At 58.4% G+C, this 26,322-nt stretch carries 25 protein-coding genes; 11 read left to right on the top strand and 14 right to left on the bottom strand.

Features of this window, described 5'->3' with window-relative positions; genetic code table 11:
- Window positions 1-124: 124 nt before the first annotated feature.
- The 4 genes from HFP57_RS02070 to kce are packed head-to-tail and all read right to left on the bottom strand — an operon-like array spanning window position 125 to window position 3,955.
- Window positions 125-1,447, bottom strand: a complete 1,323-nt coding sequence (locus HFP57_RS02070) for a sodium-dependent transporter (protein ID WP_176868209.1) — start codon at window positions 1,445-1,447, stop codon at window positions 125-127.
- A complete protein-coding gene (locus tag HFP57_RS02065) occupies window positions 1,444-2,598 on the bottom strand; it encodes a PepSY-associated TM helix domain-containing protein (RefSeq protein ID WP_176868208.1) in 1,155 nt (384 codons plus the stop codon). The genes HFP57_RS02070 and HFP57_RS02065 overlap by 4 nt, the downstream gene beginning before the upstream one ends.
- Window positions 2,595-3,020 (bottom strand): acyl-CoA thioesterase, encoded by a 426-nt coding sequence (locus HFP57_RS02060; protein WP_176868207.1) that lies wholly within the window; start codon window positions 3,018-3,020, stop codon window positions 2,595-2,597. The genes HFP57_RS02065 and HFP57_RS02060 overlap by 4 nt, the downstream gene beginning before the upstream one ends.
- Window positions 3,020-3,955, bottom strand: a complete 936-nt coding sequence (gene kce, locus HFP57_RS02055; protein ID WP_176868206.1) for a 3,5-dioxohexanoate:acetyl-CoA acetone transferase — start codon at window positions 3,953-3,955, stop codon at window positions 3,020-3,022. Before kce ends, HFP57_RS02060 begins: the two co-directional genes overlap by 1 nt.
- 87 nt (window positions 3,956-4,042) lie before the next feature.
- On the opposite strand from kce, the gene HFP57_RS02050 reads away from it, so the two are divergent.
- Complete coding sequence (locus HFP57_RS02050) at window positions 4,043-4,993, top strand: 3-hydroxyacyl-CoA dehydrogenase (protein ID WP_176868205.1); 951 nt, start codon at window positions 4,043-4,045, stop codon at window positions 4,991-4,993.
- 6 nt (window positions 4,994-4,999) lie between these two features.
- Here the strand turns inward: HFP57_RS02050 and HFP57_RS02045 are convergent, their stop codons facing one another.
- Both HFP57_RS02045 and HFP57_RS02040 read right to left on the bottom strand, forming a co-directional pair.
- Window positions 5,000-5,749, bottom strand: coding sequence for an aspartate/glutamate racemase family protein (locus HFP57_RS02045; RefSeq protein WP_176868204.1), 750 nt, complete (start codon window positions 5,747-5,749; stop codon window positions 5,000-5,002).
- Window positions 5,746-6,585 carry a VOC family protein gene (locus HFP57_RS02040; protein WP_246263697.1) on the bottom strand — a complete coding sequence of 280 codons (840 nt, stop codon included), beginning with the start codon at window positions 6,583-6,585 and terminating at the stop codon, window positions 5,746-5,748. The genes HFP57_RS02045 and HFP57_RS02040 overlap by 4 nt, the downstream gene beginning before the upstream one ends.
- 150 nt (window positions 6,586-6,735) lie before the next feature.
- Between HFP57_RS02040 and HFP57_RS02035 the strand changes: the two genes are divergently transcribed.
- From HFP57_RS02035 to HFP57_RS02015, 5 genes are read left to right on the top strand one after another with little or no spacing between them, the layout of a single operon-like run.
- Window positions 6,736-7,998 carry an aminotransferase class III-fold pyridoxal phosphate-dependent enzyme gene (locus tag HFP57_RS02035; protein WP_246263253.1) on the top strand — a complete coding sequence of 421 codons (1,263 nt, stop codon included), beginning with the start codon at window positions 6,736-6,738 and terminating at the stop codon, window positions 7,996-7,998.
- On the top strand, window positions 7,995-8,378 hold the full coding sequence (locus HFP57_RS02030) for a RidA family protein (protein ID WP_176868201.1): 384 nt from the start codon (window positions 7,995-7,997) through the stop codon (window positions 8,376-8,378). The genes HFP57_RS02035 and HFP57_RS02030 overlap by 4 nt, the downstream gene beginning before the upstream one ends.
- On the top strand, window positions 8,378-9,874 hold the full coding sequence (locus tag HFP57_RS02025) for an NAD-dependent succinate-semialdehyde dehydrogenase (protein WP_176868200.1): 1,497 nt from the start codon (window positions 8,378-8,380) through the stop codon (window positions 9,872-9,874). Before HFP57_RS02030 ends, HFP57_RS02025 begins: the two co-directional genes overlap by 1 nt.
- Window positions 9,875-9,892: 18 nt before the next feature.
- Window positions 9,893-10,654, top strand: a complete 762-nt coding sequence (locus tag HFP57_RS02020) for an SDR family oxidoreductase (RefSeq protein ID WP_176868199.1) — start codon at window positions 9,893-9,895, stop codon at window positions 10,652-10,654.
- Between the two features lie 2 nt (window positions 10,655-10,656).
- On the top strand, window positions 10,657-12,102 hold the full coding sequence (locus HFP57_RS02015; RefSeq protein ID WP_176868198.1) for a M81 family metallopeptidase: 1,446 nt from the start codon (window positions 10,657-10,659) through the stop codon (window positions 12,100-12,102).
- Between the two features lie 13 nt (window positions 12,103-12,115).
- Here HFP57_RS02015 and HFP57_RS02010 read toward each other — a convergent pair whose 3' ends face one another.
- Genes HFP57_RS02010 through HFP57_RS01995 form a run of 4 tightly spaced genes read right to left on the bottom strand, consistent with a single transcriptional unit; the run spans window position 12,116 to window position 17,080 of the window.
- Window positions 12,116-13,117, bottom strand: a complete 1,002-nt coding sequence (locus tag HFP57_RS02010; protein WP_176868197.1) for a M14 family metallopeptidase — start codon at window positions 13,115-13,117, stop codon at window positions 12,116-12,118.
- Complete coding sequence (locus tag HFP57_RS02005; RefSeq protein ID WP_176868196.1) at window positions 13,117-14,580, bottom strand: amidase family protein; 1,464 nt, start codon at window positions 14,578-14,580, stop codon at window positions 13,117-13,119. The genes HFP57_RS02010 and HFP57_RS02005 overlap by 1 nt, the downstream gene beginning before the upstream one ends.
- On the bottom strand, window positions 14,580-15,758 hold the full coding sequence (locus HFP57_RS02000; protein WP_176868195.1) for a M24 family metallopeptidase: 1,179 nt from the start codon (window positions 15,756-15,758) through the stop codon (window positions 14,580-14,582). The genes HFP57_RS02005 and HFP57_RS02000 overlap by 1 nt, the downstream gene beginning before the upstream one ends.
- Window positions 15,755-17,080 carry an MFS transporter gene (locus HFP57_RS01995; RefSeq protein WP_176868194.1) on the bottom strand — a complete coding sequence of 442 codons (1,326 nt, stop codon included), beginning with the start codon at window positions 17,078-17,080 and terminating at the stop codon, window positions 15,755-15,757. The genes HFP57_RS02000 and HFP57_RS01995 overlap by 4 nt, the downstream gene beginning before the upstream one ends.
- Window positions 17,081-17,249: 169 nt before the next feature.
- Between HFP57_RS01995 and HFP57_RS01990 the strand changes: the two genes are divergently transcribed.
- Window positions 17,250-17,855, top strand: a complete 606-nt coding sequence (locus HFP57_RS01990; RefSeq protein WP_176868193.1) for a TetR/AcrR family transcriptional regulator — start codon at window positions 17,250-17,252, stop codon at window positions 17,853-17,855.
- Window positions 17,856-18,158: 303 nt separating this feature from the next.
- On the opposite strand, the gene HFP57_RS01985 is transcribed toward HFP57_RS01990, so the two are convergent.
- The 4 genes from HFP57_RS01985 to HFP57_RS01970 all read right to left on the bottom strand — a co-directional run bounded on the left by HFP57_RS01985 (window position 18,159) and on the right by HFP57_RS01970 (window position 22,145).
- On the bottom strand, window positions 18,159-18,608 hold the full coding sequence (locus HFP57_RS01985) for a hypothetical protein (protein ID WP_176868192.1): 450 nt from the start codon (window positions 18,606-18,608) through the stop codon (window positions 18,159-18,161).
- 12 nt (window positions 18,609-18,620) lie between these two features.
- Window positions 18,621-20,744: a TonB-dependent receptor gene (locus tag HFP57_RS01980; RefSeq protein ID WP_176868191.1), complete on the bottom strand. Its 2,124-nt coding sequence runs from the start codon at window positions 20,742-20,744 to the stop codon at window positions 18,621-18,623.
- Window positions 20,745-20,817: 73 nt separating this feature from the next.
- Complete coding sequence (maiA, locus tag HFP57_RS01975; protein WP_176868190.1) at window positions 20,818-21,450, bottom strand: maleylacetoacetate isomerase; 633 nt, start codon at window positions 21,448-21,450, stop codon at window positions 20,818-20,820.
- The gene (locus tag HFP57_RS01970; RefSeq protein WP_218135057.1) at window positions 21,447-22,145 is read right to left on the bottom strand and encodes a fumarylacetoacetate hydrolase family protein; all 699 of its coding nucleotides are present in this window, start codon (window positions 22,143-22,145) and stop codon (window positions 21,447-21,449) included. Before HFP57_RS01970 ends, maiA begins: the two co-directional genes overlap by 4 nt.
- Before the next feature lie 117 nt (window positions 22,146-22,262).
- On the opposite strand from HFP57_RS01970, the gene HFP57_RS01965 reads away from it, so the two are divergent.
- Genes HFP57_RS01965 through HFP57_RS01950 form a run of 4 tightly spaced genes read left to right on the top strand, consistent with a single transcriptional unit; the run spans window position 22,263 to window position 26,317 of the window.
- Window positions 22,263-23,537, top strand: a complete 1,275-nt coding sequence (locus HFP57_RS01965) for an MFS transporter (RefSeq protein ID WP_176868189.1) — start codon at window positions 22,263-22,265, stop codon at window positions 23,535-23,537.
- On the top strand, window positions 23,534-24,790 hold the full coding sequence (locus HFP57_RS01960) for an aromatic ring-hydroxylating dioxygenase subunit alpha (protein WP_218135056.1): 1,257 nt from the start codon (window positions 23,534-23,536) through the stop codon (window positions 24,788-24,790). The genes HFP57_RS01965 and HFP57_RS01960 overlap by 4 nt, the downstream gene beginning before the upstream one ends.
- On the top strand, window positions 24,787-25,257 hold the full coding sequence (locus HFP57_RS01955; RefSeq protein WP_176868188.1) for an aromatic-ring-hydroxylating dioxygenase subunit beta: 471 nt from the start codon (window positions 24,787-24,789) through the stop codon (window positions 25,255-25,257). The genes HFP57_RS01960 and HFP57_RS01955 overlap by 4 nt, the downstream gene beginning before the upstream one ends.
- A 1-nt stretch (window position 25,258) precedes the next feature.
- Window positions 25,259-26,317: a cupin domain-containing protein gene (locus HFP57_RS01950; RefSeq protein ID WP_176868187.1), complete on the top strand. Its 1,059-nt coding sequence runs from the start codon at window positions 25,259-25,261 to the stop codon at window positions 26,315-26,317.
- The last annotated feature ends 5 nt before the right edge of the window (window positions 26,318-26,322 follow it).

Here is a 26,322-nt window from a genome sequence, read left to right as displayed (position 1 = left end):
ATTCCTAGCACATGACCGCATCGTGGGGTCGGGCGGACGTCTATCTGTCTCGCGCACGATCAGCTGCAGATCTTTTGACGTCGCTTGGTCGAGCCTCTTGAAGTTACGCACTTCAATCATCCGTTCACAGTCCCATTATCAGCACGACTGCGATTGCGCAGGGCGCGATCAATCGAAGGCACCAGTGCCAGATGATCGTATTCGAGCTCGTTTGAGTCCGTGCTTCTGTCACGCGCGGAAGGAACCAGCCCACGAACAGGGCCATCAGGAGCGCGGCTATCGGAATCATGAGGTTTGATACCAGATAATCGTAGATTCGCAGGAGATTGGGGCCCTCGCCCGCCTGCGTGAATATGACGGTTAAACCGCCGAGCCACGAGATAGCGCCAACAGCGAGCGCTGCACGAGCATGGCGCCAGCTGAATTGGCGTTCGCACCAACGGGCCAGCAATTCGACCGTCGGCACGACCGAGGTGAAGGCTGCGAGTGCCAGCATCAGGAAAAACGCGGCGGCCACGCTTGATCCACCCGGCATATCGGCAAAGGCGAGCGGAAGTGCCATGTAGACCAACCCCTCGCCAGCCGCCGGAGTCAGGCCGAACGCGGCAACGATCGAGAAGATAAAGACACCGGCGGTGACCGCGACAAAGCCATCGAACAGGCAGATGATCGCACTGTATCGGCCCAGCGGCACATTTCCTCTCAAATATCCCGCATAAACCAGCAACACGCCCTGCCCCACGGCTGTACTGAAAAGTGCCTGCCCGACGGCTGCAAGCACTACGGAAGCGTTCAGTTTGGAAAAATCGGGCGTAAAGAGAAAAGCAAGTCCGGATGAAAGGCCAATGGTGAGCGCGGCATAGAGCACGAGCGAAAAGAGCAGCAAAAGGAGCAGCGGCATGACGAATTTGGAGAGCTTTTCCAGGCCGCCCTGCACACCCAGCGCCGTAATGATGGCAGCCAATGGCAGGAACAGCGTATGCAGTAGCACCATGCGTGGCTTGTCCGACTGTAGATCGTCATACAAGCCCGGCAAGTCCTCGGCCGAAGCAGCCTCGAGAGTGCCGTCAAGAGCGAGCTGCACATAGTGCAGCGCCCAGCTTCCTATCAGCGGGTAATAGAACAGATATAAGAGCCCCATCGCAGCCATGAGATGGCCAATCCAGCCCCATCGCGGTGAACGTCCGGCGTTGGTCGCGACAGCAGCAATGGCATGGACAGGATCACGCCTGCCCGCATGCCCTAGGTGGAGCTCGGCAATCATGACTGGGATCGAGATCAGAACAAGAGCCGCGAGATAGACCAACAGAAAGGCGCCACCTCCGCTTTCTCCCGCGACGAAGGGAAAACGCCAGATGTTTCCCAGCCCGATGGTGGTGCCCATTGCAGCCAGCAGAAACATGGCCTGCGATGACCAGCGCGGGCCTTCTTCCGCAGCTCTGTTCACGATCCGCTTTCCAACCCGGCTCGCTTCGATTGCCCATTTGGTTGTTTGCGTAGCCTGCGTTTCAGGAACAGGTAGATCCCGCTAAGCGCCAAGAGGGACAGCACCAAGCCGGACAGGAACACGAGCAGCCGGCCAATCGGACCGGCGATACGGCCAGAATGAACCGAATACTGCGCTAATGCCACCACGGTCGCCATATCCGCCTGCGATAAGTCGGTGACGAGAGTATTTCCGTTGCAATCGATCCACGCGTAAACGTCGCCGAAGAAAGCATCGATATCGCCAGCGCCTTTGAGGCGAATATGCGCGGGATAGTCACCGAAGGCGGGATTGTAGATCGACACTGTTCGTGTCGGAAAACGCTGAGTAACAGCGGCAAGCTGATCTGGCGAAGGTTGGCCGCTATCACAGGTTTCAAAATCCTGCTGTGCGGTCGGTGGGATCGCTTCATAATCCGCTGGTAAAACCGCATTCAGCCACGACGGCTGTGAAAGCTGCGTTCCGGAAAAAGCCAGAATGGCGATCAGGACGGCAAAATAAATGCCCGCGAAACCGTGAAGATCGAACAGCACCTTGCGCAGTTTGCCGCGCAATTTGGGAATTGCGAGCTTCTTCAGCACGCGGCGTCGCGGCCACCAGAGATAGATACCCGTGAAGACGGACACAAATAGCGCAATGCCGCAGAAGGCAATGAAAACTCCGCCAGCATCGCCCGCCAGAAGCTGAAAATGAAGATGCAGGATAATATCCGCCCAAAGCTCTTCCAGGCGCCAACCTGCCAGTGGGCGGCCATTGACCGCATCCATAAAGATCAAGACTTCATCTTCTGGGCCTTCGGCGAACCTGCCTCCCTGTCCGTAGACGAAAGCGGAGCTAATTTTCAGCAAGGTGTTGGGATAGTATACCTGCATCGGCTGGAATGCAGCGCCGGCATAGGTCGACGCTCGGTCGATCATGACATCGGGCGGCTGCCACTCCCCGTGGGCAGAAGCTTGTGCCGCTTCCCCAACCTGCACCTCGACCATTTCCTCAATGAAAACGAGAGCGCTTCCAGTCAGGGCCACGAGTAGTAAGAAAAGGGCGGCAAATACGCCGAGCCAACCATGCACACTCAGCCAGAACTGTCGGCGCGATGAAGTGCTGGTGGTCATTGTAAGTCGTCGTGCGCTATCTCGGCCGCCGCTGCGCGATATGTGTCTGGTATAGAATGCGATTTGCGGGCCTGAAGATCAAAGAACACGGTCTTGACGGTATAGCGAGCGAAAACGCGCTCGCCGGAAAGATCGGTCATCTCGTGCCGCGATGTCAGCGACGAATTACCGAGCTGCGGGATGCAGCTAGATATTTTAATTAACTCCCCCTTACCTACTTCGGCCAGAAGATCGATTTCAACATGCACATCCGCCCAGCCGAATTTGCCTGCCCTCGCCTCTGCAAAGTCATAACCTAGAGCCGCGATCAGATGCATGCTCGCATCATCGAACATGGCGACATAATTGCGCGTGTTGAGATGGCCCATCACATCGCACAGCCAAGGATGAGCCGCACCGCGAAAGGTATCGATAGCCGCCATCAGAAGCCTACCTGATCGCCGCCCTTGAGGTCGAGCATGTCGCGCGCCTCCGTCGGAGAGGCAACTTCCAAGCCGAGCCCTTCGACGATCCCGCGAATGCGCTTTACCTGCTCGGCGCTGCCCTTCGAAAGCTCACCCTTGCCAATATAGAGGCTGTCTTCCAGGCCAACGCGCACACTGCCGCCCATCGCGGTACTCATTGTCAGGAACTTCATCTGATCCTTGCCGACGGCGAGGACGGACAGATAATAATCATCGCCGAACAGCTTGTCCGCGATTGTGCGCATATGCATCAGGTTTTCCGGATCGGCGCCGATCCCGCCATGGATGCCGAATATGCATTGGATGAGAAACGGCGGCTTGATCCGTCCCTTGCGAACGAAATAGGCCAAGTTGTAGAGGTGGCCCACCTCGTAGCATTCGAATTCGAACTTGGTCCCATAAGCATCGCCGACATGAGTCAGGATGTGATCGATCATCTCGAACGTATTTGGATAGATGCCGGCGTAGGTGCTTTCGAGATAGGGTTTTTCCCAATCAAACTTCCAGTCTTTGTACTTATTGGCCAACTCGAACGCGGCGAAGTTCATCGATCCCATATTAAGTGAACAGACCTCGGGTTTGGCGTAGTGTGCGGCAGCGACGCGCTGCTCAAGCGGCATGCCCAGCCCGCCGCCGGTGGTAATATTGATCACTGCGTCGGACTGTTGCTTGATGCGCGGTAGAAACTGGCTGAAGATTTCCGGATCCTGTGTCGGCTGACCGGTTTCCGGATTGCGCGCATGGAGATGCAATATCGATGCGCCCGCCTCCACCGCAGCCAACGCATCGCTCGCTATCTCGTTAGGCGTGATTGGTAAATATGGCGACATGGTTGGCGTGTGCACCGACCCCGTCGATGCGCAAGTAATTATGACTTTCGATGCTTTCCGCATGCTGTCCTCCCGATTGCGGCTTGATAAACTTATAGGCAATAAATAAAGAGGAGGTCAATGATCATCTGCAGATAGGGAAAGTGTGTCATGGAAACCGCAAACGTCGCCTGTGTCGGGGTTGGGAATATCGGCCGTGCATGGGCGATCTCGTTCGCCCGTGGTGGCTGCAATGTTCGTTTGTACGACACCAACTCTGACAACCTTGAGCGCTCGCTGGCGCATATCGCGGCCAGTCTCCGGGATCTGGCGGACGCTAATCTGATCGACGATCCCGCCGCGATTGGAGAGCGTATCAGCGCATTGTCCAATTTGGATGAGGCGGTCAGCGAATGCGCGCATGTTCAGGAATGCATCGTCGAGAATCTCGCAATCAAGCAAGCATTTTTCGCGGAGCTGGATTCGCTGTGCGATCCCGACACGATCATCGCGAGTTCAAGTTCGGAATTCATGGCATCGCAGCTGATCGAGCAAGTTGAGAACAGCGCGCGTGTGCTGGTCGCCCACCCATTCAATCCGCCCTATCTGATCCCGCTGGTCGAAATCGCCGGCCATCCCGGCACGGCGGACGACGCGATCGCTAGCACGAGGAATTTGCTGGAAGCGATCGGCATGTCGCCCGTCGTGGTGAAAAAAGAGATCAAGGCGTTCCTGCTCAATCGACTCCAGGCGGCAGTCGTGGCCGAGGCGCTGCATCTGGTCGGTGAAGGATATTGCTCGGCGACCGATCTCGATCGGGCGATGAGCGACGGCCTCGGTCTGCGCTGGGCGTTCATGGGTCCGTTTCAGACCGGCCACCTCAACGCGTCGGGCGGCTATCGCGACTATATGCGCGATGACAGCTATGGTGGCACATTCCGGCGGATGATCGGCGATCTGGCCACGCGCAATGATTGGCCATACGGGCTGGCGGAAGACATCAGCGCGGAAATGGAACAGCTCATACCCACGGACGAGATTATCGATGGCCAGCGCTGGCGGGACAAAAGGCTGATGGCGTTGCTCAAGCACAAGGCGGCTCAGCCCGATTATGGTGGTTGAGTTCGTTCAGCGCATAACGCGCCGCATCCCGTCATAGGCGGGATAGTCCGCCCCGTTACGAGCCCAATTTACCAGCGTAACCGCGTCGTAGAGCGGTAGGCCGGTCGCCAATTGAATCGCACAACCATACGGTGGCAGGTCGCTGCATTGCAGGACTATTCCGCCGACATCGGGTGCCGTATCAAGCAGTCTGCCGGCAACCTCGCAAGTCTGTTCACACAGTAATCGCTCATCCATCGGGCGGTCCCCTTCGAGCATGGCGTCGAATTCGCTCATGCCGCGCATCTCGCCGATTACCAGCCGGTCCGGATCGTCGATGCCGCACTGGTCGTAGATCCGCTCGTTCATCGACGATGCCGAGGCACAGATTACTCCGAGAGGTCGGCTGCCGAGCGCCTGAAGCAGAAACGGTATCTGGGTCAGGACGGATGTGTAAACGGGAACGCGCGATGCGTCGGCGGCCATGCGCTGGTAATAAGCGAAAGAGCCGCACGCGCCGACGATTGCTCGAACGCCGCGTCGTTCCAGCCGGCAACAGGCTTCAATCAGAAGTTCGCCGATGTGATCTTCACCCCGCATCAATGCGAAGGGATCGTCGATGGCGACCGCTTCGAACGCCACCGGGAAATCGTAGGACTGGGCGTGCTGCGCATTTCCAGGCGGCAGCGGATACGTGGAACCGAGATGCAGCACGCCGACGGCATACCCCTCGATCGCGCGGCCGGGCGCAAGCTTTTGTTCGCTGTTATTCGTCATGATAGCTCCTCCGAGAACAGCATCACGCTACCGGCGGCGTCTTGCGGACCAACCAGCACCGTGTCCCCGCTGCGAAGGCACGCAACACCGCGCGACGTCATCAGTTTTTCAAAAGTCGCGAGATCGCGAACGGTGATCCGTAGACCCGCAATCTGGGGCGCGGCGCGAGTTTGAAAACCGATATCGCGCCACTCCGCCTCCGCCATCGAAGCCGCGATAAGCCGAATATCGACCGGCCCTGCGTCGAAACGCACGCCTTCTTCACTTTGAACCGGTTCAATGCCGATCAACCGGCTATGGCGTTCCGCGACTGCATCGAGATCGCCATCGGGAACGACCCCGATGACCTCGCGCCATGCGAGCGCACCATTGTCATGCACCTGCCATTCCGCGTCGCGATACCCACTCCGATCCGTGCTACAAACGACGTTGAATTGCAGCGGCACGGACTGCGGATCGGCGATCGCGATATCGAAACGCCCTCCCCCCAGCGAGCCCGATGCGGGAAAGGCCGCCTCGAACCGGTGCACCTGTACACCCAAGCTGCTCCAATGCTCCGTGAAACGGGCAATATCCGCGGCATAATGGACCATCATGACTGGGCCATCGTGTATAAGAATTTGGCGCATGAGGGGGGCGGCCTTGTCCGGCACGGCAGTCGAAAGTTCGAGATAGTTGAGGATACCGTCACGCCCGCCGCCGAGCATGACAAGCTGGCTGCCGCCATCCGCGCCGTCTCCACCGCCCATCGGGGCGTTCCGACGGAGCGGAGTTAACCTGAATCCGAGGCGCTCGTAGGCTTGGCGGCCAACCCGCCAGTCGGACGTGCAGAGCATCAGATGGTCGAGTGGGAGCGCGGGTAACCGGGTTTCGTCGTGCTTATGCATTCGCCTTGCATAAATTAATTTATAGCCTATAACAAGTCATGTATCCGGCGATCCGGCGGCCCTGCCGGGAACGCCACATAATTGCGGCAGGAGGCAAGATTGGGCGTTGAACCGACTACTCGCGAAATTTTCGATGCATATATCGATCATTCATGGCGCTCGAACGCGAAACGGCAGCGTGACAAGGGAGCCGAGTTCATCATCGGTCGCCGCGAAGGCCCTTATATGTGGGATCGTGACGGCGAGAAACGAGTAATCGATTGCGGCAATGCCGGCGGCGTCCATTCGCTCGGCCACCGGCATCCGGCGGTGCTTTCAGCGCTGCGCGGGGCGCTTGACGGCGGCAGCGATACGGGCCTGTGGGCGATCCCGAATTACGAGTATCTGAAACTACAGGATCTGCTGGCCGAGCTGGCGCCGTCGCCGCGACTCAACCGCAGTGTCGTGACGCTAGCCTCCACAATATCGGTCGATCTGGCGGTCAGTTTCGCGTTCCGCGTCACCAACCGGCGCAAAATCCTGGCTTTCCGCCACGGCTATCACGGGCACACCGGCTTTGCCGGCATTGTGACCGGTTCGTTCGATGAAGGCATTCTCGAACATTATAATATGCCGCGACATCTTTCTTCCTTTTTTGAACCCTACAACGACATCGAAGCGGTGCGCGCGAAACTGTCGGATGAGGTTGCAGCGGTCATCCTCGAGCCGATGGACTATGAAAACTTCGCTCCGGGCGACGCCGATTTCCTGCTGTCACTACAGCAGGCTTGCCGCGAAGTCGGAGCGCTGTTCGTGCTTGACGAGACGCGTACCGGGCTGGGCCGAACTGGGCAATTGTGGGCCGCGGAACACTTCCCCGGCCTCGCGCCAGATATGATGATTACCGGCAAGGGCTTGTCAGGCGGGCTCTATCCGGTCAGCGCGCTGATGACGACCGAGTCGATTTACGATCGTTGCATGAACGAGCACAAATACTCCTACATCAGCAGCCTCGGCGGGAACGAGATCAGTTGCATCGTCGCGCAGGCTGTCCTGAAGGAATCGGCCCGGTCAGAACTGCATGAGAATGTACGCTCGATGAGCGCGTTGCTGGAAGCGGGCTTTACCGATCTGTGCAACAAGCATTCCGACCTGGTCGTTCCGGGAACGGCGTTTGGCTGCATCGCCACGATCGCGTGCAAGGATCCCACTATGGGTCCAGCCTTTTACCGCGCGGTCTACGACGAAGGCGTACTGTGCCATTCGATTTCCTACACCGAACCAGTCGTCCTCAAATTTTTCCCGTCATTGATTATCGACGAAGGCGTCGTGAACGAGATCGTCGCGGCGACCGACCGAGCGCTCACCTCACTCTCCCGATGAGCGCGCTGCATCACAGTAATCCAGCCGGTATCGCGCCACCGGCGGGGCAATACAGCCACGCCGTGCTGGTTCCGGCCGGCCGCGAAATGCTGTTCATTTCCGGCCAGATCGGCAATCGTTCGGACGGCAGCATGGCAAGCGGCTTCGGCGCGCAGATCGGGCAGGCCTTCGACAATCTCGATGCAGTGCTCGGTGCTCATGCCATGAGCACGGATAATCTGGTCAAGCTGAACTACTATCTCGCGCCCGGTTGCGATGTCTCTGAGTTTCGGCGGGTTCGCACCGACCGCTTGCCTGACCCTCCCCCGGCGTCGACGACCGTAGTTACGGAACTAATGGACGGCGACTGGCTGTTCGAAATCGAAGCGGTAGCCGCGTGATGGGTTTGCAGGAAAATATCGAAGCGGGCGCGCATGTCGCAGTGAAGCGGCCAGCGCTGATGCGGCAACAGGCGTTCATCGCCGGCCATTGGTGCGACGCGGATTCCGGCGAGACGATGGCAATCATCGATCCAGCCACACAGCGTAACATTGGCCACGTTCCGCTGATGGGTGGAGAGGAAACCACACGGGCAATTGCCGCAGCCGTTTCGGCCCAGCGCGATTGGGAGCGTGTGCCGGCGCGGGAACGGGCCGCGATGGTCGCCCGTCTTGGCCAGTTAATGGTCGAACAGGCCGACGAGCTGGCTGTGATCATGACGCTCGAGCAGGGCAAGCCGCTGCATCAGGCGCGCCAGGAAGTCGTCTACGGCGCGTCCTATTTCAAATGGTATGCTGCCGAAGCCCCCCGGATTACCGGGGCCGTCCACCCCGTGGCTGATCCGGGCAAGCATATCGAAATCACAAAAATTCCCATTGGTGTTACCGCTGCGATCACCCCATGGAATTTTCCCATAGCCACCGTCGCGCGCAAGCTTGCCCCGGCTCTGGCCGTTGGCTGCGCGCAGATCGTGAAGCCAGCGCCAACCACGCCGTTCACCGCATTGGCGATTGCCCACCTCGCCGAACGCGTCGGATGCCCCGCAGGCCTGATCAGCGTGCTCACAGGCGATGCCGCGGCTATCGGCGCTGAACTCACGTCGAGTGCAGATGTCCGGATGCTCAGCTTCACCGGGTCGACCGCCATCGGCCGAAAGCTCTACGCGGATTGCGCCAGCACAATAAAAAAGGTCGCACTCGAACTCGGCGGCAACGCACCTTTCCTGGTGTTCGAGGATGCGGACTTGGATGCAGCCGTCGACGGCCTCATGACCGCCAAATTCCGCAATATGGGTCAGGTCTGCATCGCGCCCAACCGGGTCATGGCGCACGAGAGCGTCTTCGACGATTTCCGCGATCGACTGCGCGAAAAGATCGCCACGCTCACCGTCGGTCCTGGCTTGGATGACCGCGATCAAGGTCCGCTCGCCACACAGACAAACTTCGACAAGGTCAGGCGTCATGTGAAAGAAGCACTCGAACGGGGTGCCACTTTAGTCTTGGGTGGGGGCCCGCACGAACTCGGCGGCTGGTTCTACCAGCCCACCATCCTCACCGATGTACCTCGAGGCTGCTCGATGACTTGCGAGGAGACGTTCGGCCCAGTCGTCGCGCTTTCGCGTTTCGCCAACGAGAAGGAGGCCATCGCGACAGCTAACGACACGCCGTACGGCCTCGCAGCCTATTTTTACACAAGCGATGTCGCACGCGAGCGCCGGATCGCGGATCGGCTGCAATCAGGCATGGTGGGCGCGAATTGCGGCGCAATAGGCACCCCAGCCGCGCCGTTCGGCGGGATTAAGCAGTCCGGCATTGGGCGCGAAGGGTCCACGTTCGGCCTCGAAGAGTTTCTTGAGGCTAAATATATCTGCCGTCCCCTAATCACCGCAGCCGATTAACGACGTCTGGAGATGACCATGACCGCACGAGTTATCGTAACCGGTGGCGGAGACAGTATCGGACGCGCCATCGCGGAAAACTTTTGTCACAAAGACGGACGGGTTTTCATTTGCGATATGGATAAGGCCAATCTCGTTGCGACCCTCGAATCCAATCCCGGAATGGAGGGAGAATTGGCTAACTTGGGGTCTGCCGATGGCACTAATACGTTTTTCGATGCCGCTCTGAATGCTTTGGGTGGTTGCGACGTGCTGGTAAATACGGTCGGCGCCGGTGGCCCGCGCGCTCTGGTTGAAGATATCGAACTCGACGAATGGCACGCTACCTTCGCGGCCAATGTCGATGCGACACTGATCGGAATGCAAAAAGTAGTGCCGGGCATGAAAATCGAGCGCTCCGGATCAATAGTGAACATCTCTTCGGCCTCGACCAAAACTGGGATGGTGGCGCGCTCGGCCTATGTCGCGGCCAAATGCGCAGTCGAGGGCCTGACTCGCAATGCCGCGCGCGAACTTGGCGAGTACGGCATTCGCTGCAATGCGGTGCTCCCCGGGATTATTGACAATGCGCGCATGCGCAGCGTCGTGGCCGCTGTCGCGCGCGACGAGGGCGTGAGCGCGGAGGACATGGAAAGCCGGTTCCTAAAGTTCGTTTCTACCCGGTCCAAGGTATCGACCGGGGAGGTCGCGGGGCTAGTCGACTATCTGTGCTCGTCAGCGGCCCAAAATATCACCGGTCAGACGATCAGTATCGATGGAAATCTCGAGTGGGAGGCGTGACGATGAAGATATTTGCATGTGGACTCGGCACGGAAACCAATAGCTTCTGTCCCATTCCGACCTCCGCGGATGATTTTTCCAACGATCTGTTCGAAGGTTTTGTGCCAGGCAAGCGCGCGGCCTTCGGGGTATGGGCAGAAAAGGCCGAGCAGGGCGGGCACGAATTCTCGCGCGGCTCCAACATGTGGGCGATGCCCGCCGGCCCCGTGGTCGAACAGGACTATCTCGCGCTACGGGCCAAGCTGCTCGGCGAAATCGAAGCCGTCGGGTGCGTCGATATCCTGCTGCTCTATTTGCATGGCGCGATGATGGCGACACAGACCGCCGATTGCGAGGGGGAGTTCCTCAAGATGGCGCGCGACATCGTCGGATCGGACACCGTGATCGGTGTTGAGATCGACCCGCATGCCAATATCTCACGCGCCTATGCGGAATATGCCGATGTGGTTATCGCCTACAAAGAATGGCCGCATGACGATATAGCCGACCGGGCTGAGGAACTGTTTGACCTGTGCATCGCTGCGGCGCAAGGCGATATTCAGCCTCAGATCGCGATTGCTGAGGCCAACATTTTGAGCTTCGTCGATACGAAATCGGGCGCTGGGCAGGAAATCATCCGCGAATTCTATGATATTGAGCGCAGGCCGGAAATACTCTCTGCCTCGCTGACGATGGGTTTTGCATGGAGCGATACGCCCGCCCTGGGCACTAGGACACTGATCGTCAGCGATGGCGATGCGGACCTAGCCCAGCGCGAAGCGCAACGGCTCGCCGACACGGTGCGCGAACGCCGCGGCGAGATTGCGATCGGACACGATGCGGTAAAGATCAAAGAAGCAATCGCCCGCGCGCAGGCGGAAGCCTCGAAAGAAAACCGCTTTGCATTGTGCGAGGGTGCCGACGCGATCCTGTGCGGCGGTGCGGGCGATGCCACACACCTGCTCGAAGCGATGATTGATGCGAATCTGCCAGATGCCGTTTTCGCACCGCTGTGGGATCCGGTCGCAATCGATCTATGCACGGCCGCCGGCGAAGGTACACGGTTGGATCTGAGGATAGGCGGCAAAGCTTCGCGCGTATCCGGCCGTCCGCTCGACCTGACGGTAACGGTACGTGCGATCCGGCCCGACTACCGGCATGCGGTTTCGCCCACTTTCGGTTTTGACGGCGGAACCGCAGTGCATGTAGCGACCGATAGCGGTTTCGATATTATCCTGAGTTCGAAACGATTCCCGATACTGGCGCCGACCATGTTCGACGATTTCGGGATCGACCTCGAAACCAAGCGTATTCTCGGCCTGAAGGCTTTTCGGATGGCGCGGGTGGCGTTCGCCGATGTGGTCGGCACATTCCAGACCGTGCTGACCCAGGGGGCGATGTCGGAAGACGTCCGATCGTTGCCCTATCGCAACGCACCGCGCAATCTGTGGCCACTCGAAGCAGCCTGACGCGCTGCTGTAATCAGGTCGCGAAGGGCTGCGCGATCCCACCGATCAGCCCTCCCTCCTCGACGAAAGCGGGATGGCGGCGGGCGGCGAATATCCCATCGATGGTGGCGGTACAGTCCTGCGGATTGCTCCCGTCGGAATCGAGCGCGTGGATGCGGGCGAACGGCTCACCAGCGGCCAGCTGTGAGCCGAGCTCGCAGGTAATCTCCAGCAGCCCTCCAACGGGCGCGAATTGGAAACCTTTGGCGTGAATATGCGACGGCGTGATAGGCCCACCGGGAATATCGACAGCGTCCCCGGTCAGTCCGAAATGGGCCAGCATGTTCTGAATGCCGCGCTCGGTCACCGCGACCGTTTGCGGGGTCGTGGTACCGGCCCCGCCCGCCTCGATGCACAGGAAAACCTTGCCGAGCGATTCCACAAACGTGTCGAGCATTCCCTCCGAACTCAAAATCCCATCCCGTTCGGGTTCTTCCACCACGAAAATACGCGGCAAACCGAAAGCTTGCGCAGCCATCAGTGTCTCATCGAACAGTGCGCGCGACTGCAACTGCTCGGGAACGTGCATCATCACATAGGGCTCGAACTGATAATCCCTGCCCGCCGCGTGCAGATCGACCACGGCCTTGCAGCGCGGGACAATCACCTCGGATACGAACGCGGCGATCCTTTGCGATAGCGAACCATCGGCTTTGCCCGGGAAAGCGCGGTTCAGATCGATATTATCGATCGGCGAAGTACGTGCGATCGCGCGCGCCGCTGGGGGATTAAGACTGGGGATTGCGATAAGTTGCCCGCGAATGCCGCCCGGATCGAGATCGCGCAGCACATTGCGCAATGCTATCGGCCCCTCATATTCGTCGCCATGCGACCCGGCGTTGATAAACAAGTTCGGCCCTTCGCCATCGCCAATCGAAACGATCGGAATGCGTACGCTATCACTCCCATCGCGGATTTCGACTGTACCCGTTTGTCGTCCGGGCCGGTCGAGGTCGATGCCCTGCAATTCGGCCATCAGCCACTTACCAGCACGGGGTCGGCGAGTTCTGCAAACTCAAGCAACACCGCATCGCCGCCGCGCGAAGCGACCGCACTCAAGCCGACCGGCTTGGTGTCCTCGCTGCCGGCAACAGGGAATGTGATCTCCGGAGTTTTCATATAGGTTCCGACAGCCAGCGCGACCGAATGCTCTTGCGAGATTCCATATCGCTGCTTCCATATGGCGTAGTCAGGAGTTGTTTCTGCTTCTGTCGGATAACATCGTTCCAGAGGAAAGGCGACAAACGGAATAGTCGGTGTAAGGACGATGTCATAGGTGTGGACCGGATGCGCTTCGAGCGCGCTGTCGAGGCTTGCAAAGGCCGAACCTGCCCATTCACCGATCGCCTCGGGATCGAGAGCTATGGTTGCTTGGGCATGCTCAGCAAAACACCGCTCGCCGCTGGCTAGGACGGCATCGAGCCCAAACTCGCCCACGATCTCTCCGACGCTTTCGGCATAGAAATATGCTGCGATATCCTTCAACACACCGTAGGGAATGACTGGTTCAATCTGCGTCACCTCGACACCGGACGCCTGCAATCGCTCGACGGCTCGCGAACAGGCATCGGCAACGGCGGGGCTGGGCGGCAAGCAATCGCCACAATAGGGCATATAGGCAATGCGAAGGTCCGCGAGGTGCGACATATGGTGCGGCAGAACCCGCCCTGCGGCCGCCTCCAGCACAGGTCTGATGTCGGCCAACTGAGCGGCAATCGGCCCATATACGCCATATTCGGAATCGCGCGGTATAAGGCCGGTCGATGGCTTAAACCCGTAACAGCCGGTCAGACTGGCAGGCTCGCGAATCGACCCACCTTGGTCGGCGGCCATCTGGATCGGACCGAGCCGGGCCGCCGCTGCCGCTGCCGCGCCACTGCTCGAGCCTCCGGCATGGCAATCGCGCGCGGCAGGGTTGCGTGTTATGCCAGTGGCGCTGCTCCGGCTGATCGATACCGCCCCTTCGTCGCATTGGGTAGTCTTACCGAGGATCACGCAGCCGGTCGCGCGTATCCGCGCGACAACTTGCTCGTCGCTTGCGTCTGGCGGGCCGCCCATTCGCAGTGCGCTCCCGAAGTGCCTTTGCATTCCTGCGACTTGAAACTGGTCTTTGAACGCAAGCGGTATCCCATCGAGCGGACCGATCGGATTGCCTCGAGCGAAGCGATCCCGGGCTGCGCGCGCGCCGGCGAGTGCGCCCTCCCGGTCGATATGAGAATAGGCATTGATGGTCGATTGCGTATTTGCGATTCGCTCCAGAAATTCCTCGGTAACGGCAACAGGATCAAGCGTATTTGCGCGGAACGCTTCGCCGAGCTGTCTGATCGACATGACCGTTGGATCGTCAACAGATGGAGCGTCCACCATGCTTCGGCAAGAGCCGGTCGCCGCTGCCGCAAACGTTGTCACAAACAATTGGGAGAATGCTCTTCGGTTCATCAATTTTCCTTGATCATCAACTCACGGGGCATGCTGCACAGGCTTTCGCAACCCGTGTCGGTCACCACGAAAGTTTCGCTAAGGACGAAACTGTCTCCTGGGAACCACATGCCAAGCATGAGATGATAGGTCATGCCCGGTCGCAGTTCGGTTCGGTCGCCCGAGGCTAAGTTCGAAGTGAGCTCGATCCAGCCGGGCGGCAGGAAACCCAAGCCGACGGCGTAGCCGATGCGCGATGTCTTTTCGTAACCGGAACATGCAGTGACGTTGCGAAATGCCTGTTCGATCTCCTCGCATCGAATACCAGGCGCGGCTTTGTCTAACGCGGCTTCCATTCCTTCGACAGTAACAGCCTCGAGGTCTCGGAGCTTGGCCGAGGGTTTACCCAGCTTGATCGAACGCGAGGCGGGGCTGACATACCAGTGCCGCATGCCGCCAACTTCGATATTAACCTGCGTGTCGGAAGAATAAGGATCGTCGGTCCACATGAGGTGTGGCGTGCTGGTCTTTTCGCCTGAGGGCATCATCGGCGGATAGGCCATTCCGCCACCGAACTCGGCCGTGCCACCAACCAAGCGTGCGGTGATCTTGCCCGCAAGGTCGCACTCGCGCACACCCGGCGCGATCATTTCTACCGCGTCCTTGAGCGCGGCATCGCTGATCTGCGCGGCCTCACGCATATACGCGATCTCAGCGACGGATTTGATGGCGCGCACGTGATTGACGAGCAATCTCGTGTCATGAAGCCGCGCGTCAGGCAGCAGGCTTTCTATAAGGCTCCATTCGATAGGGGAAATAAAGTTGCTGGACTGACCGAACCCTATGCGCGACGAGTGGAGACCAAGGGAACGGATCATGTCCGCCAACAGATGCCACGGCGTACGTTTGGCAGACAGAAGAGTGTCGTCGCCGTAGCCGACAATTGCCTCAGACGGGAGCCACGAAGTGATCCGTGCACCCAAGACATCCATTTCCCGCATCAGAAATCTAATATCATCAGCAGTGACCAATAAGCCTTGCGGAACGTAGTGCGAGATGCCCGAATAGCCAGTCAGATAATAGATGTTGTTGGGATCCGACACTACAATCGCGTCGACCCTCTCCGCCTCCATGGCGGTACGCACGCGTACTAGCCGCCTGTCGAACTCACTTTGCGTAAAGAGCTGCTTTTCTGTCATAGGGTTCCTGCAGATGGCGAATAGGTAAAGCCCAGCCTGCGAAACGGACGGCAGGCCAGGGTTAGAATGAGTAGCGCGATGGGCATTGTGACCAGCGTTACGACCAGCATCGAGTCACCGACCCGTGCTTCACTGCCGAAAATGTAATCGGTGGTGGCGCCGATCGCGAAAGGCCCGAGCCCGAAGCCGACTATATTAACAAGAAAAAAGTAACCGGCGGCAATCTGCGCGCGCATGCGGTTGGGTACGACCTGCTGCATGGCGATTTGCGGCACTGTAGTCGCACCGGCCAGACCGGCAATGCCGACGCCGAAAAGAGTCACAGTCGACCATGTCTGATCGACCACGATGGCGAGCGGCAGGGCGATGGCACCCAGCAGTGCCAAAAGCAATGTGGCCCGGACCGGACCGTCGTTATATCCTCGCCTTACGAGAAAATCGTTGAGATAACCGGAGCCAACTGTACCCGCCAAACCGGCAACCAGGCTGACGGCTGCGATCGAGGTCCCAGCCTCGCTTAGCGACATGCCGTAGCTACGTATCAAGTAAGCGGGCAGCCAGATAAAAATCCCGTCTAGGACGAGCAGGCACAGCGCCGTGCCGCCGAAGAAAAAGGCGAACATCCAACGATGCTCTCTGATGAATGCCAGCGTCTGGACAGCCGAGGCCTTTGCCGGTCCATCTCCATGATCGCGTCGCAGCGGCTCGCGCAATGTGAGGAGCACCAAGACTAACGGAATGCCCATGCTCCCCAATAGGATGAGGAGGACTCGCCAGGACGGCATTTCGATACCCAGCCACGTTTTCAGCTGATCAATCGGGCCGCCATCGGCGAGCATCAGCCCGCCGCCTCCAAAGGCAAGGACAGTGGCGAGAGCAGCGCCGAAAACCCAGATACTGATCGGGCGAGAACGCTCTTCCGCCGGAAAATTGTCGGAAATGACCGACAATGATGTTGGCGCAATACCCGCCTCGCCCACAGCGACGCCAACGCGCGCGAGAAACAGCGTCCAGAAACCCGCCGCGAAACCGCAGATCGCAGTCATTGCGCTCCACAGGCTGGCGCTGATGAGCAAAACGCCCTTGCGATTACCTCCATCAGCATAGCGCGCGATAGGCAGCCCCATGACCGAATAAAACAGCGCAAAGGAGAGTCCGACGATCAGGCCGATCTGAGTATCGCTCAGCGCCAGATCGGCTTTAATAGGCTCAACCAGCAGCGAGACGACCAAGCGGTCGACATAGGCGAGCGCATAAGCAAGAAGCAGAATGCCGACCGTATACCAAGCGATTGTCTTGTTTGGCCATGGCGGATCAGACATTGAAGAATTTGCAGTCAGTAATGCCTCCCGCACTTATTATTTATACGGTATAAACAATGGCGAATGTTGTCAATCAGCGATAGGCTCCGTAGCAGGGTTCGCATGAAAGGATACGTCATTGGCTAGACGCCGAAAAAGCGACGGGATTGCGCTTTCTCGCGAGAATATCGTGGACGCTGCCCTCAATATCGTCCGGCAGTCGTCGCTCGAGGAATTGACGACCGGAGGTATCGGCAACGCGATGGGCGTAAGTCAGCCGGCGATCTACCACCACTTTCGCAGCCGCGATCAACTCGTCGTCGAAGTAATGAATGTTATCTGTAATCAGATCGCCGACCGGATCGCACCACATGCGAACCTGCCCTGGACGGAAGCCGTCAGGAAATTCGTCTCGGTATACTCAGAGGAATTCCAGGTGTATACCGGTGTGGCCAACCATCTCCAAACCTTCGGCGCCTACGTGGAAGGTGCGCGGCGGATCGCGCAGATCTGGATGGAACTGTTCAAGGGCCTTGGCCTTCCCGATGACCGGGCCGGAATCTATACCTTCCATCTGAACCAATATGTTCTGGGATTTTTCAGCTGGTACGACACGGGCGCGGAAGTCGGCCCTCACCGCTACGATTACAGTCCGTTGCGTGACCTAAGAGAAGAGGATTACGCAGATACCCCCCTTGCCTTGACACTGGACCAATTGCTGCGAACAGTTGATCCAATGTTGAGGCTTGACCACGGGCTGGCCATAATTTTGGCCGGGATCGGTCAAGAGCTTTAGCCGAGTGTCAGGCATTATGCTGATCCGTGACCTGAGCCCACAATGTCTCCAGGCTTGGCAAAGGTCTACATCGTTCGCGGAAAGTATTATTGCCTATCGAAGCCAGCCATTCGCTAACACGCTCAATGATCGAAGACCGGCCCCCTAGCTTAAAGTTGCGCAGCAGGAGCGATCAGCGGTGTGATGCCGCCAAAGACGGTATCATACACACAAGGCGATTGCGTGTCGTGAGCGTCTTGTAAACGCCGAACATTCGCTGAAGGCAAGTCATCCTGCCCGTTTTGCTGGCTGACCGAAACAGGGCTACTCGCCGCCTGTCGTCGCTTCTCCGGCGAAGGGCGAGCGCTCTTCCATTAACATGAGAAGTCCGCCGCCAGTCCACTCCTCCGCTCCTTGGGTATCATAGGCGACAACGTTGACCGGCACGGGTACACTTGTCGTGAGCTCGGGAAAGTCGAAACAGACGGGCGACTCTTTAATAACGCAAAATGTTTCGTTTTGCTCGCCTCTCAGTTCATAGGCGACGGTGCGGACATAGCTGCCTGACAAGCCACCGTCGTCGAGATGAATGTCAATATATTTCATCGTGCCGTCTGCCTGAATGGTAAATGGCACCGCGAGATCATCGTCTGGAACCATGAGCAAGATAGTCCGGCCGCCATACGGAACACCGAGCGTGTCGGTTTCTTGAGCGAACCCTTGAGTGCTGCATATCAGCGCCAGAAACGCTACACATTTAAGCGAAGCCCTCATCAACTCTCTCCTTTAAAACCTGACTTGCACGCCGCCCATTACCTCGAACGGATCGGCAAAGGTTGCCCGCGTCCCGGAATTCGTGAGAAGCACAATGTGATCGTGATCGAACAGGTTCTGCGCACTTACGAAAACGCGCCATGTGCCAGTGTCGTACGCCACCTGCGCATCGGCGAAGAAGGCCGAATCGATGCGATTGACCGTTTCGTTCGAATCTTCCGAGAAATATCCGTCTGTGTAGCGGCCCGTGAAGCTGATCGTTAAGTTCTCGACGGGAGTGATGAAAATCGATCCGGAAGCGGAGAATTTCGGCGCGCGGGCAAATGCGTTCCCTTCCACACCCGGTTGTAGTGTGTAGCGCTCAAGTTCGGTGTCGTTGTAGCCCAAGCCAAGACCGAAGCTCACAATGTCGCTGGCCTCCATCGTAGCATCGACTTCAAACCCAACCGCCCGCGCATCTTCAGCGTTCGAGAACACGAAATTCGTGAACCCGTTGCCCAAATCCTCCTCGATCACCCGCTGTGCGTTCTCGAAGTCGGAATAGAACAGGTTGGCATTGAAGATCAGCCGGTTGTCGAGCAATTGCGAGCGCATGTAGAGTTCGAAATTGGTGACGAACTCGGCCGCGAAGTCAATCACTTCGAACGACGTGAAAGAGAACGTCCGACCGCCCGGATTGTAGCCGCGCTGAACCGTGGCGCCGATCCGCACATCATCGGTCACGTCAAAGGCGATGCCGCCCTTGGGCAGAAACGCGTCGAACTCCTTATCGAGCATGATGTCGATGTCCAGCGGATCGCCGGGCATGAAACCGGGATTGAAGGAATAACCCCCATCACGGATCTGCGTATCGCGCTGATAGCGGCCGCCCAGCGTTACGTGCAGGCGCTCGGTCAGCGAGTAGGTAAACTCGCCAAAGATACCGTAACTCCGGCTTTGGTCGACGAACGTGCCGCCGTAAAGACCGAAGAAGGTGATATCGAGGAAGTCGTCCGCATCGGAATCGAGATAATATAGTCCGGCCACCCCCTCGAGGCTGTCGCTTTCGTAGGAAAGCAACAGTTCATTGGTGAATTCCTCCTGCGCAAGTCGGCCAAGGCCTTCGAAGCCGAGTTCCCCGGTCACCGGACTGATCACTTCCGGCACGAAGCGACGCGCCACCGCGTCGGCATAGGTCGTGGTGTTGCGAAAACCGAAGCCATCGCCAAGATCGATGTCGACGATGCCGGTAATGCTATCCGAATTCACTTCAAAGTACGGATTAAAAGGATTGGCACGGACACGGCCCGGCAGGGTCGTATCGACCGCTTCGACTTGCGGACGACCAGTCTCCTGATGAGCATAAATCAGGTCAACCCTGACATTCCCGCCAGCAGGCTGAATACGCAATTTTGACCGAAGTGTGCCGATATATTCGCGGCGCACGGAGCCGACCCCCAGATCGTCGCCCGTCGCGCTGCCTGCTTGGGTGGCAATCGCGCTGCGCTGCTGCCGGTAATCGCCCGAGACCCGGAAACTGACAGCGTCGCCCAAGATCGGACCGGAAATGTAGGCCGAGCCCTGATAGGTGTCGTAATTGCCGACGATCCCACGGACCGAAGCTTCGAACATATCGGTCGGGTCGGCGGTATTGAGAAAGATCGCCCCGGCGATCGCGTTGCGGCCCTGCGTCGTCGTCTGCGGAGTGCGGAAAACTTCCACCGAAGTCAGATCCCAGATCGACGCCCCCGCAAACACATATTCGTTGTACGTCAACGGACGCCCGTCGATCTGAATCGTCGTGCGTGGACGAGCACCCCCAAAAGCGCCTTCGGCATCGGTAAGCACGCCGCTGGTGTTGCTACCGCGGATCGTCGGCCCGGCATTTCCGCCCGTCTGCGTGACATTTGGGACAACAGTAAGAAGGCCGGAAACAGTATCGGGAACGGCGAGCGAATTGATGTCGTCGGCCGAAAACACGTCGACACTCGACGCCGTTTCCATAAGCGTGCGATCGACACGTTCGCCGGTGACGATGATGGTCGGCGCGGAATTCTCCTCGCCCTCATCCACTTCCTGCGCAGCAACTCCAGTTGCCTGCGCCAACGCCCCGACGCATGCGCCAATCATCAAGATCCGCTTGCTCACCGTCCGCATTACCACCTCCCCATTATGAACTTATATGTGATAAATTGCTATACCAACGTCAACTTATAGTCAATAAATAGATTCACACAGGCCGTTCAGGGTGCACGGCATCGAACGCTGCGTGCGAGCGCAATCTGTCGTCGCGTACAATCAAAGCCGGGAATTGCTCGAGCGATACATCAAAGCGGCGGGCATTATATATTTGGGGAACAAGACAAATATCAGCTGCACTGACCTCATCGCCGAAACAGAAGCGTCCACCATGCGCTTGGACGAGCGCTTCAAGCGCCACGAAGCCGCGCGTCACCCATTGGGCATACCATCGCTTCCGGCAACCCTCATCACACATGAGCTCGTGTTCCAGATATTTGAGAATGCGAAGATTGTTGAGCGGGTGGATATCGCAGGCAACGGTCAATGCCATCGCGTCCACAATCGCTCGATCAACAGGCTTTTCCGGATACAAGCGTGGTCCATCAAGCCGGTCCAGATAACCTATTATCGCCAACGACTGAGTGATCACGTTGCCTTCTGGCGTTTCTAGGACTGGGACCAGGCCCGCAGCATTGACAGCGAGATAGGCTTCGCTGCTTTGCTCGTCTTGGCGAAAATCGACAGGCTTTGCTGTATATTCAATGCCTTTCAGCGCGAGCGCAATGCGCACACGATAGGCCGACGATGCACGCGGAAAATCGTGCAAGACATAGCCGCTCATTTCGCGACTTCAATTTCACATCTCGGCAATCCGTCGATCACGAGTTCAATACTGTCGCCGCGTTCGACAGCGCCCACTCCCTCCGGCGTGCCAGTGAAGATCAGGTCACCGGGATGGAGTTCGTCATAGGTGCTGAGTTCGGCGATGATTTCCGCGCAGGACCAGATCATCAGCCCAAGGGCGGTTTGCTGCCTGACCTGACCGTTAACGGAAAGTCGCAAGCCCTTGCCGTCGAACTGTTCTCCGAACGGCGCCTTCGGGCAGATCGGCCCGACTATGGCGGCTTCCGAGAAGTTCTTGCCGGTGTCCCACGGCCGACCCTTGTCGCGCGCCTCGAGCTGCAGGTCGCGGCGAGTCATGTCGAGCCCGGCGGCGTATCCGTAAACCGAATCCAGTGCATCTTCCACGCTGACCGCTCCGGCCCGCTCGGCGATAGCGATCACCAGTTCGCCTTCGAAGTGAAAATTCTTGGTACGCGGCGGATAAAGGACGGAACCGCCTGACGGTACGGCGGTGTCGGCGAATTTGGTGAAGAAAAAGGGCGGCTCGCGCTCGTCACTCCCCATCTCCCTAGCGTGTGCGGCGTAATTGCGACCGACACAATAGACACGCCGTACCGGGAACATTTCTTCAATACTATCGACCGGCAGCAGCACGGGCGCAGGCGCGGGCCAGAGCATATTGATCGAACTCATAGGCAGGGTCTCCTTTTCCTTGCGTAAAGCTTACCCAAACATTAATTTATAGACTATCAGTAACCCCCGCAACCTGCTATCGCGGATACGCCTTGTCAATCTGGGGAGTTTCGAAGCTTGCCTGCAACTGCCGCCGAGAATCTCGATATTTCCGACCCAAAAGTAGACCGCACAACACCGGGCAAGGAGGGCAGCCCGCACTTCCTGCGCGTACTAGTGCTCTGCGCGACCGTGGCGCTGCTCGACGGGTACGACACGCAAGCAATAGCCTTTGCCGGTCCTGTCATCGCTCCCCTCTGGGGCGTGAAAACGAACGCCTTCGGCCCGGTCTTCTCGGCAGCGCTGCTGGGCCTCATGATCGGCAGCACTCTTTTCGGCGCGGCCGCCGACCGGTGGGGACGCAAACCCATTATTTGCATCGCTGCGGCAATTTTTGGTCTATTCTCCCTTCTCACCGCAACGTCGAGTACAATGGGCGAACTGCTCTTGTGGCGATTCTTGACCGGGATCGGGCTCGGGGCCGCCATTCCGAACCTGATCGCTCTCACGGCCGAGCACGCGCCCGAGCGGCATCGTGCGCTGGCGCTTGGCGTCATGTTCTGCGGCTTTCCCGCTGGCGCGCTGATGTGTGGGCTGGCCGCACCGGCCATGGTGGAAGCCGGCGGTTGGGAACTGATCTTCGTCATCGGCGGCATATTCCCGCTGATTCTCGCACCCATCCTGTGGTGGGCGCTTAAGGAATCGCCAGACTGGCTGAGTAACAGGGGCCTCGCCAAACCCAATCTCGTACCGGTCGGGCAGTTGTTTTCGAAAGAGTTTCGCGGATTGAGCGCGCTGCTCTGGCTGGCATTCTTTGCCAATCTCTTTGCTCTCTATTTCCTGATTAACTGGATGCCCAGCGTCTTCACCGAAGCCGGTCTGTCATTCGAGGCGGCCAGCCAGACTACCGTGATCCTCAATGTCGGGGGTATCGCCGGCGGGCTGCTGATCAATCCGCTGATCGACCGGTTCGGCGCCTTTCGCATACTCCCTGTCACGTTCGGTTTCGCCGGAATCGCAGTGGCGCTCGTCGGCCAGATCGAACCTGCTTCGGCACTCCTGCTCCCGGCCATATTCTGCGCTGGCATCGGCGTGATTGGCGGCCAGCTGGGTGGCAATGCTTTCGCCGCAGCCGCCTATCCGGCGTTGCTGCGCGCAAGCGGCGTTGGCTGGGCCCTGAGTGTGGGACGCATCGGAGCGGTCGCAGGTCCTGCCATAGGCGGCATCCTGCTCGCACGCGGCGTCGGCCTCGAAGGACTGTTTTTGGCGGCCGCGGCGTCCACCCTGGTCCCCACAGCGGTCTTTCTCCTGCTTGGCCGCAAATCTCCCTCTTCCAAGGAACTCCCGACATGACCGACAAACAAAGCCACACTGACGCTTCCGCTCCACTCGCGGCCTGGATGCAGGACTCCGTAAGCCGCGTCCCGTACTGGCTCTATTCCGACCTCGACATCTACGAACGCGAGCTCGAACGCATCTTCTATGGCCGCCACTGGTGCTACGTCGGACTCGAAGCCGAGCTACCGGAACCCAAATCCTTCAAGACAAGCTGGGTTGGCGAACGGGCTGTTATTGTTACGCGCGACCGGCACGGCGAAGTACATGTCGTCGAGAACCACTGTGCACATCGCGGGGTCCGGTTCTGTCGCAAAAAGTTCGGCCAGGCAAAAACGCTCGTGTGCCCGTACCATCAGTGGAGCTATTCTCTCGACGGTCGGCTGCTCGGCGTGCCGTTCCGCAATGGTGTGAAGGGCCAAGGCGGGATGCCAGAAGATTTCGCGCTTGAGGATCACGGTCTAACCAAGCTCAAAGTTGCCGTGCGCGGCGGCCTGATCTTCGCCTGCTTTGATCACGATGTCGAACCGTTGGAGGAATATCTCGGCCCCGAGGTTCTCGCCTATTATGATCGTACCTTTGATGGACGGGACCTCAAGGTGCTCGGCTATTCGCGCCAGCGAATTCCGGGAAACTGGAAATTGATGATGGAAAACATCAAGGATGGCTATCACCCGGGTCTTCTCCACACTTGGTTTGTCACTTTCGGTCTTTGGCGCGCGGATCAGAAAAGTTGCATGATCATGGATGCGAGAAAACGGCATGCCTGCATGGTGTCATCGCGCAATGCGGGAGGAGACGGCGAAGTCACCAAAGGTGTTTCGAGTTTTCGCAAGGGGCTTGAGCTTAATGACGGCCGTTTGCTCGACGTTGTACCCGAGGAATGGTGGGGTGAACCGACGGTAGTAATGACCACCCTATTTCCAAGTGTCATTTTACAACAGCAAGTGAACTCCCTGTCCACGCGTCACATCATTCCACGCGGACCCGATGCTTTCGACTTCGTGTGGACCCATTTTGGATTCGCCGAGGATAGCGAGGAGATGACGCGACGAAGATTGCGCCAAGCGAACCTGTTCGGCCCGGCCGGCTTCGTTTCGGCCGACGACGGCGAGGTAATCGAATTTGCCCAACAAGGTATGGTTAGCGACCCGTGGTCGCTAACTGTTTCGGAACTCGACGGTACCGGCACCAAGAATACCGAGCACATGGTAACCGAGTGTTTGATCCGGGGTATGTACGAATACTATCGCGAGGTCATGGAGTTGTGATCGACGCCCAAACGCAAATTGCTGTGCAAGCCCTCTATGCTCGTTACGCTTCCCTGCTCGATAGCGGCGCATACGACGAATGGCTCGGCGTGTTCGCGCAGGAATGCTCGTATCTCGTCCAACCTCGTGAAAACTTCGAGGCTGGATTGCCGCTTGCCACTATGCGCTTCGAAAGCCGTGATATGATTGCCGATCGGATCTATGGGGTCACCGAAACACTTTACCATGCCCCGTACTACCAACGGCACATTCTCGGGATCCCACTGTTGGATCCAAGCGATGAGTCACTGGCAGTTACTATGAATGTGCTCGTGATTCGGACCCATAATGACCAACCAAGCGACATCCTGCTTGTTGGCGAGTATCGCGATACTCTCATTGAAGAGGATGGCGCGCTCCGCATCGCCGAGAAGCAGTGCATATTCGACTCAGAATTGATCCCCAATTCGCTGATCTATCCCGTGTAGAATGTCCGAGAACCGAACCATTGACCGGGAACAGCTTTATGCTGACCTTCGAGAATCAGCGGCCGCGCCACTATGGACGGTTCTGAGCAGCCTTGTCAGCTCGGAGCCCAATCTCGGCTCTCAGCCCCACGCTTGGCACTTCGAGGACATGCTGCCTCTGCTCGATCGCTCAGGAGAGGTCATATCGGCAGCCGAAGCGGAGCGACGCGTGCTGATGCTTGAGAATCCGGCATACCCTGGCGAGGCCCGCATTACTGAAATGCTTTATGCCGGCTTGCAACTCCTGCTTCCCGGAGAGACAGCCCCTTGCCATAGGCATAGCCAAAGCGCGCTGCGTTTCGTGCTCGAAGGTGGAGGCGCCCATACTGCGGTCGATGGCGAGAAAGTGCATATGAATCCGTTCGACCTTGTGCTGACACCTGCTGGCCGATGGCATGATCATGGCAACGAGGGCAACGAGACCGTTATCTGGCTCGACGGCCTCGATATCCCGATCGTAACCGCATTCGGCGCCAGCTTCGCCGAGTCTTTTGCCGACGGGCCCGCCTATCCCAATGCACAGCCCGCCGGGACGAGCCACGCCATATTTGGTGAAAACATGCGTCCCTTACTCCAGGCCGAACACGCGGGGCGAGATTACCGCAGCCTATTCCATTATCCCTACGATCGCTGGCGGGCAGCACTGGAAGCGTTTTCCCGAGATTCGGACTGCGATCCCCGACAAGGCTTCGCAATGGAATTCATCGACCCACAAACCGGCGGGGACGTGTTGCGCACGATATCAGCTGGAGTACGGTTGTTACGCTGCGGTTTTGCAACAGCGTCTTATCGAACGACTGAAAGTCAAGTCTTCGTTGGCGTCGAGGGGCACGGTTCCATTCATGTCGGGGAGCGGCAATTTGATATCGGCCCGCGCGATATCGTGGCCGTGCCCGGATGGACGGAGCGCGGCATTGCAGCCGAATCCGACTTGGTCCTGTTCGATTTTTCAGACAGAGCTGCCCAGCGCAAGCTCGGATTATGGCGCGAGGAAACAGTCGGTGGCGAGGCTTCGCTCTAGAGCAA

The sequence above is a fragment of the Parasphingopyxis algicola genome, from assembly GCF_013378075.1.
GTDB lineage: Bacteria > Pseudomonadota > Alphaproteobacteria > Sphingomonadales > Sphingomonadaceae > Parasphingopyxis > Parasphingopyxis algicola.
Note: the sequence above shows the minus strand (reverse complement) of the source record. Positions and strands in the feature narration are given on the sequence as shown.

Excerpts from the sequence above, each read along its gene's own strand:
- HFP57_RS01960 (WP_218135056.1), top strand. The coding sequence starts at position 23,534 with ATGACCGACAAACAAAGCCACACTGACGCTTCCGCTCCACTCGCGGCC.
- HFP57_RS02010 (WP_176868197.1), bottom strand. The coding sequence starts at position 13,117 with ATGGCCGAATTGCAGGGCATCGACCTCGACCGGCCCGGACGACAAACG.
- HFP57_RS01995 (WP_176868194.1), bottom strand. The coding sequence starts at position 17,080 with ATGTCTGATCCGCCATGGCCAAACAAGACAATCGCTTGGTATACGGTC.
- HFP57_RS02045 (WP_176868204.1), bottom strand. The coding sequence starts at position 5,749 with ATGACGAATAACAGCGAACAAAAGCTTGCGCCCGGCCGCGCGATCGAG.
- HFP57_RS02000 (WP_176868195.1), bottom strand. The coding sequence starts at position 15,758 with ATGACAGAAAAGCAGCTCTTTACGCAAAGTGAGTTCGACAGGCGGCTA.
- kce (WP_176868206.1), bottom strand. The coding sequence starts at position 3,955 with ATGCGGAAAGCATCGAAAGTCATAATTACTTGCGCATCGACGGGGTCG.
- HFP57_RS02050 (WP_176868205.1), top strand. The coding sequence starts at position 4,043 with ATGGAAACCGCAAACGTCGCCTGTGTCGGGGTTGGGAATATCGGCCGT.
- HFP57_RS02065 (WP_176868208.1), bottom strand. The coding sequence starts at position 2,598 with ATGACCACCAGCACTTCATCGCGCCGACAGTTCTGGCTGAGTGTGCAT.
- HFP57_RS02025 (WP_176868200.1), top strand. The coding sequence starts at position 8,378 with ATGGGTTTGCAGGAAAATATCGAAGCGGGCGCGCATGTCGCAGTGAAG.
- maiA (WP_176868190.1), bottom strand. The coding sequence starts at position 21,450 with ATGAGCGGCTATGTCTTGCACGATTTTCCGCGTGCATCGTCGGCCTAT.
- HFP57_RS01980 (WP_176868191.1), bottom strand. The coding sequence starts at position 20,744 with ATGCGGACGGTGAGCAAGCGGATCTTGATGATTGGCGCATGCGTCGGG.
- HFP57_RS02005 (WP_176868196.1), bottom strand. The coding sequence starts at position 14,580 with ATGAACCGAAGAGCATTCTCCCAATTGTTTGTGACAACGTTTGCGGCA.
- HFP57_RS02060 (WP_176868207.1), bottom strand. The coding sequence starts at position 3,020 with ATGGCGGCTATCGATACCTTTCGCGGTGCGGCTCATCCTTGGCTGTGC.
- HFP57_RS01985 (WP_176868192.1), bottom strand. The coding sequence starts at position 18,608 with ATGAGGGCTTCGCTTAAATGTGTAGCGTTTCTGGCGCTGATATGCAGC.
- HFP57_RS01970 (WP_218135057.1), bottom strand. The coding sequence starts at position 22,145 with ATGAGTTCGATCAATATGCTCTGGCCCGCGCCTGCGCCCGTGCTGCTG.
- HFP57_RS02015 (WP_176868198.1), top strand. The coding sequence starts at position 10,657 with ATGAAGATATTTGCATGTGGACTCGGCACGGAAACCAATAGCTTCTGT.
- HFP57_RS01950 (WP_176868187.1), top strand. The coding sequence starts at position 25,259 with ATGTCCGAGAACCGAACCATTGACCGGGAACAGCTTTATGCTGACCTT.
- HFP57_RS02040 (WP_246263697.1), bottom strand. The coding sequence starts at position 6,585 with ATGCTCTGCACGTCCGACTGGCGGGTTGGCCGCCAAGCCTACGAGCGC.
- HFP57_RS02020 (WP_176868199.1), top strand. The coding sequence starts at position 9,893 with ATGACCGCACGAGTTATCGTAACCGGTGGCGGAGACAGTATCGGACGC.
- HFP57_RS02030 (WP_176868201.1), top strand. The coding sequence starts at position 7,995 with ATGAGCGCGCTGCATCACAGTAATCCAGCCGGTATCGCGCCACCGGCG.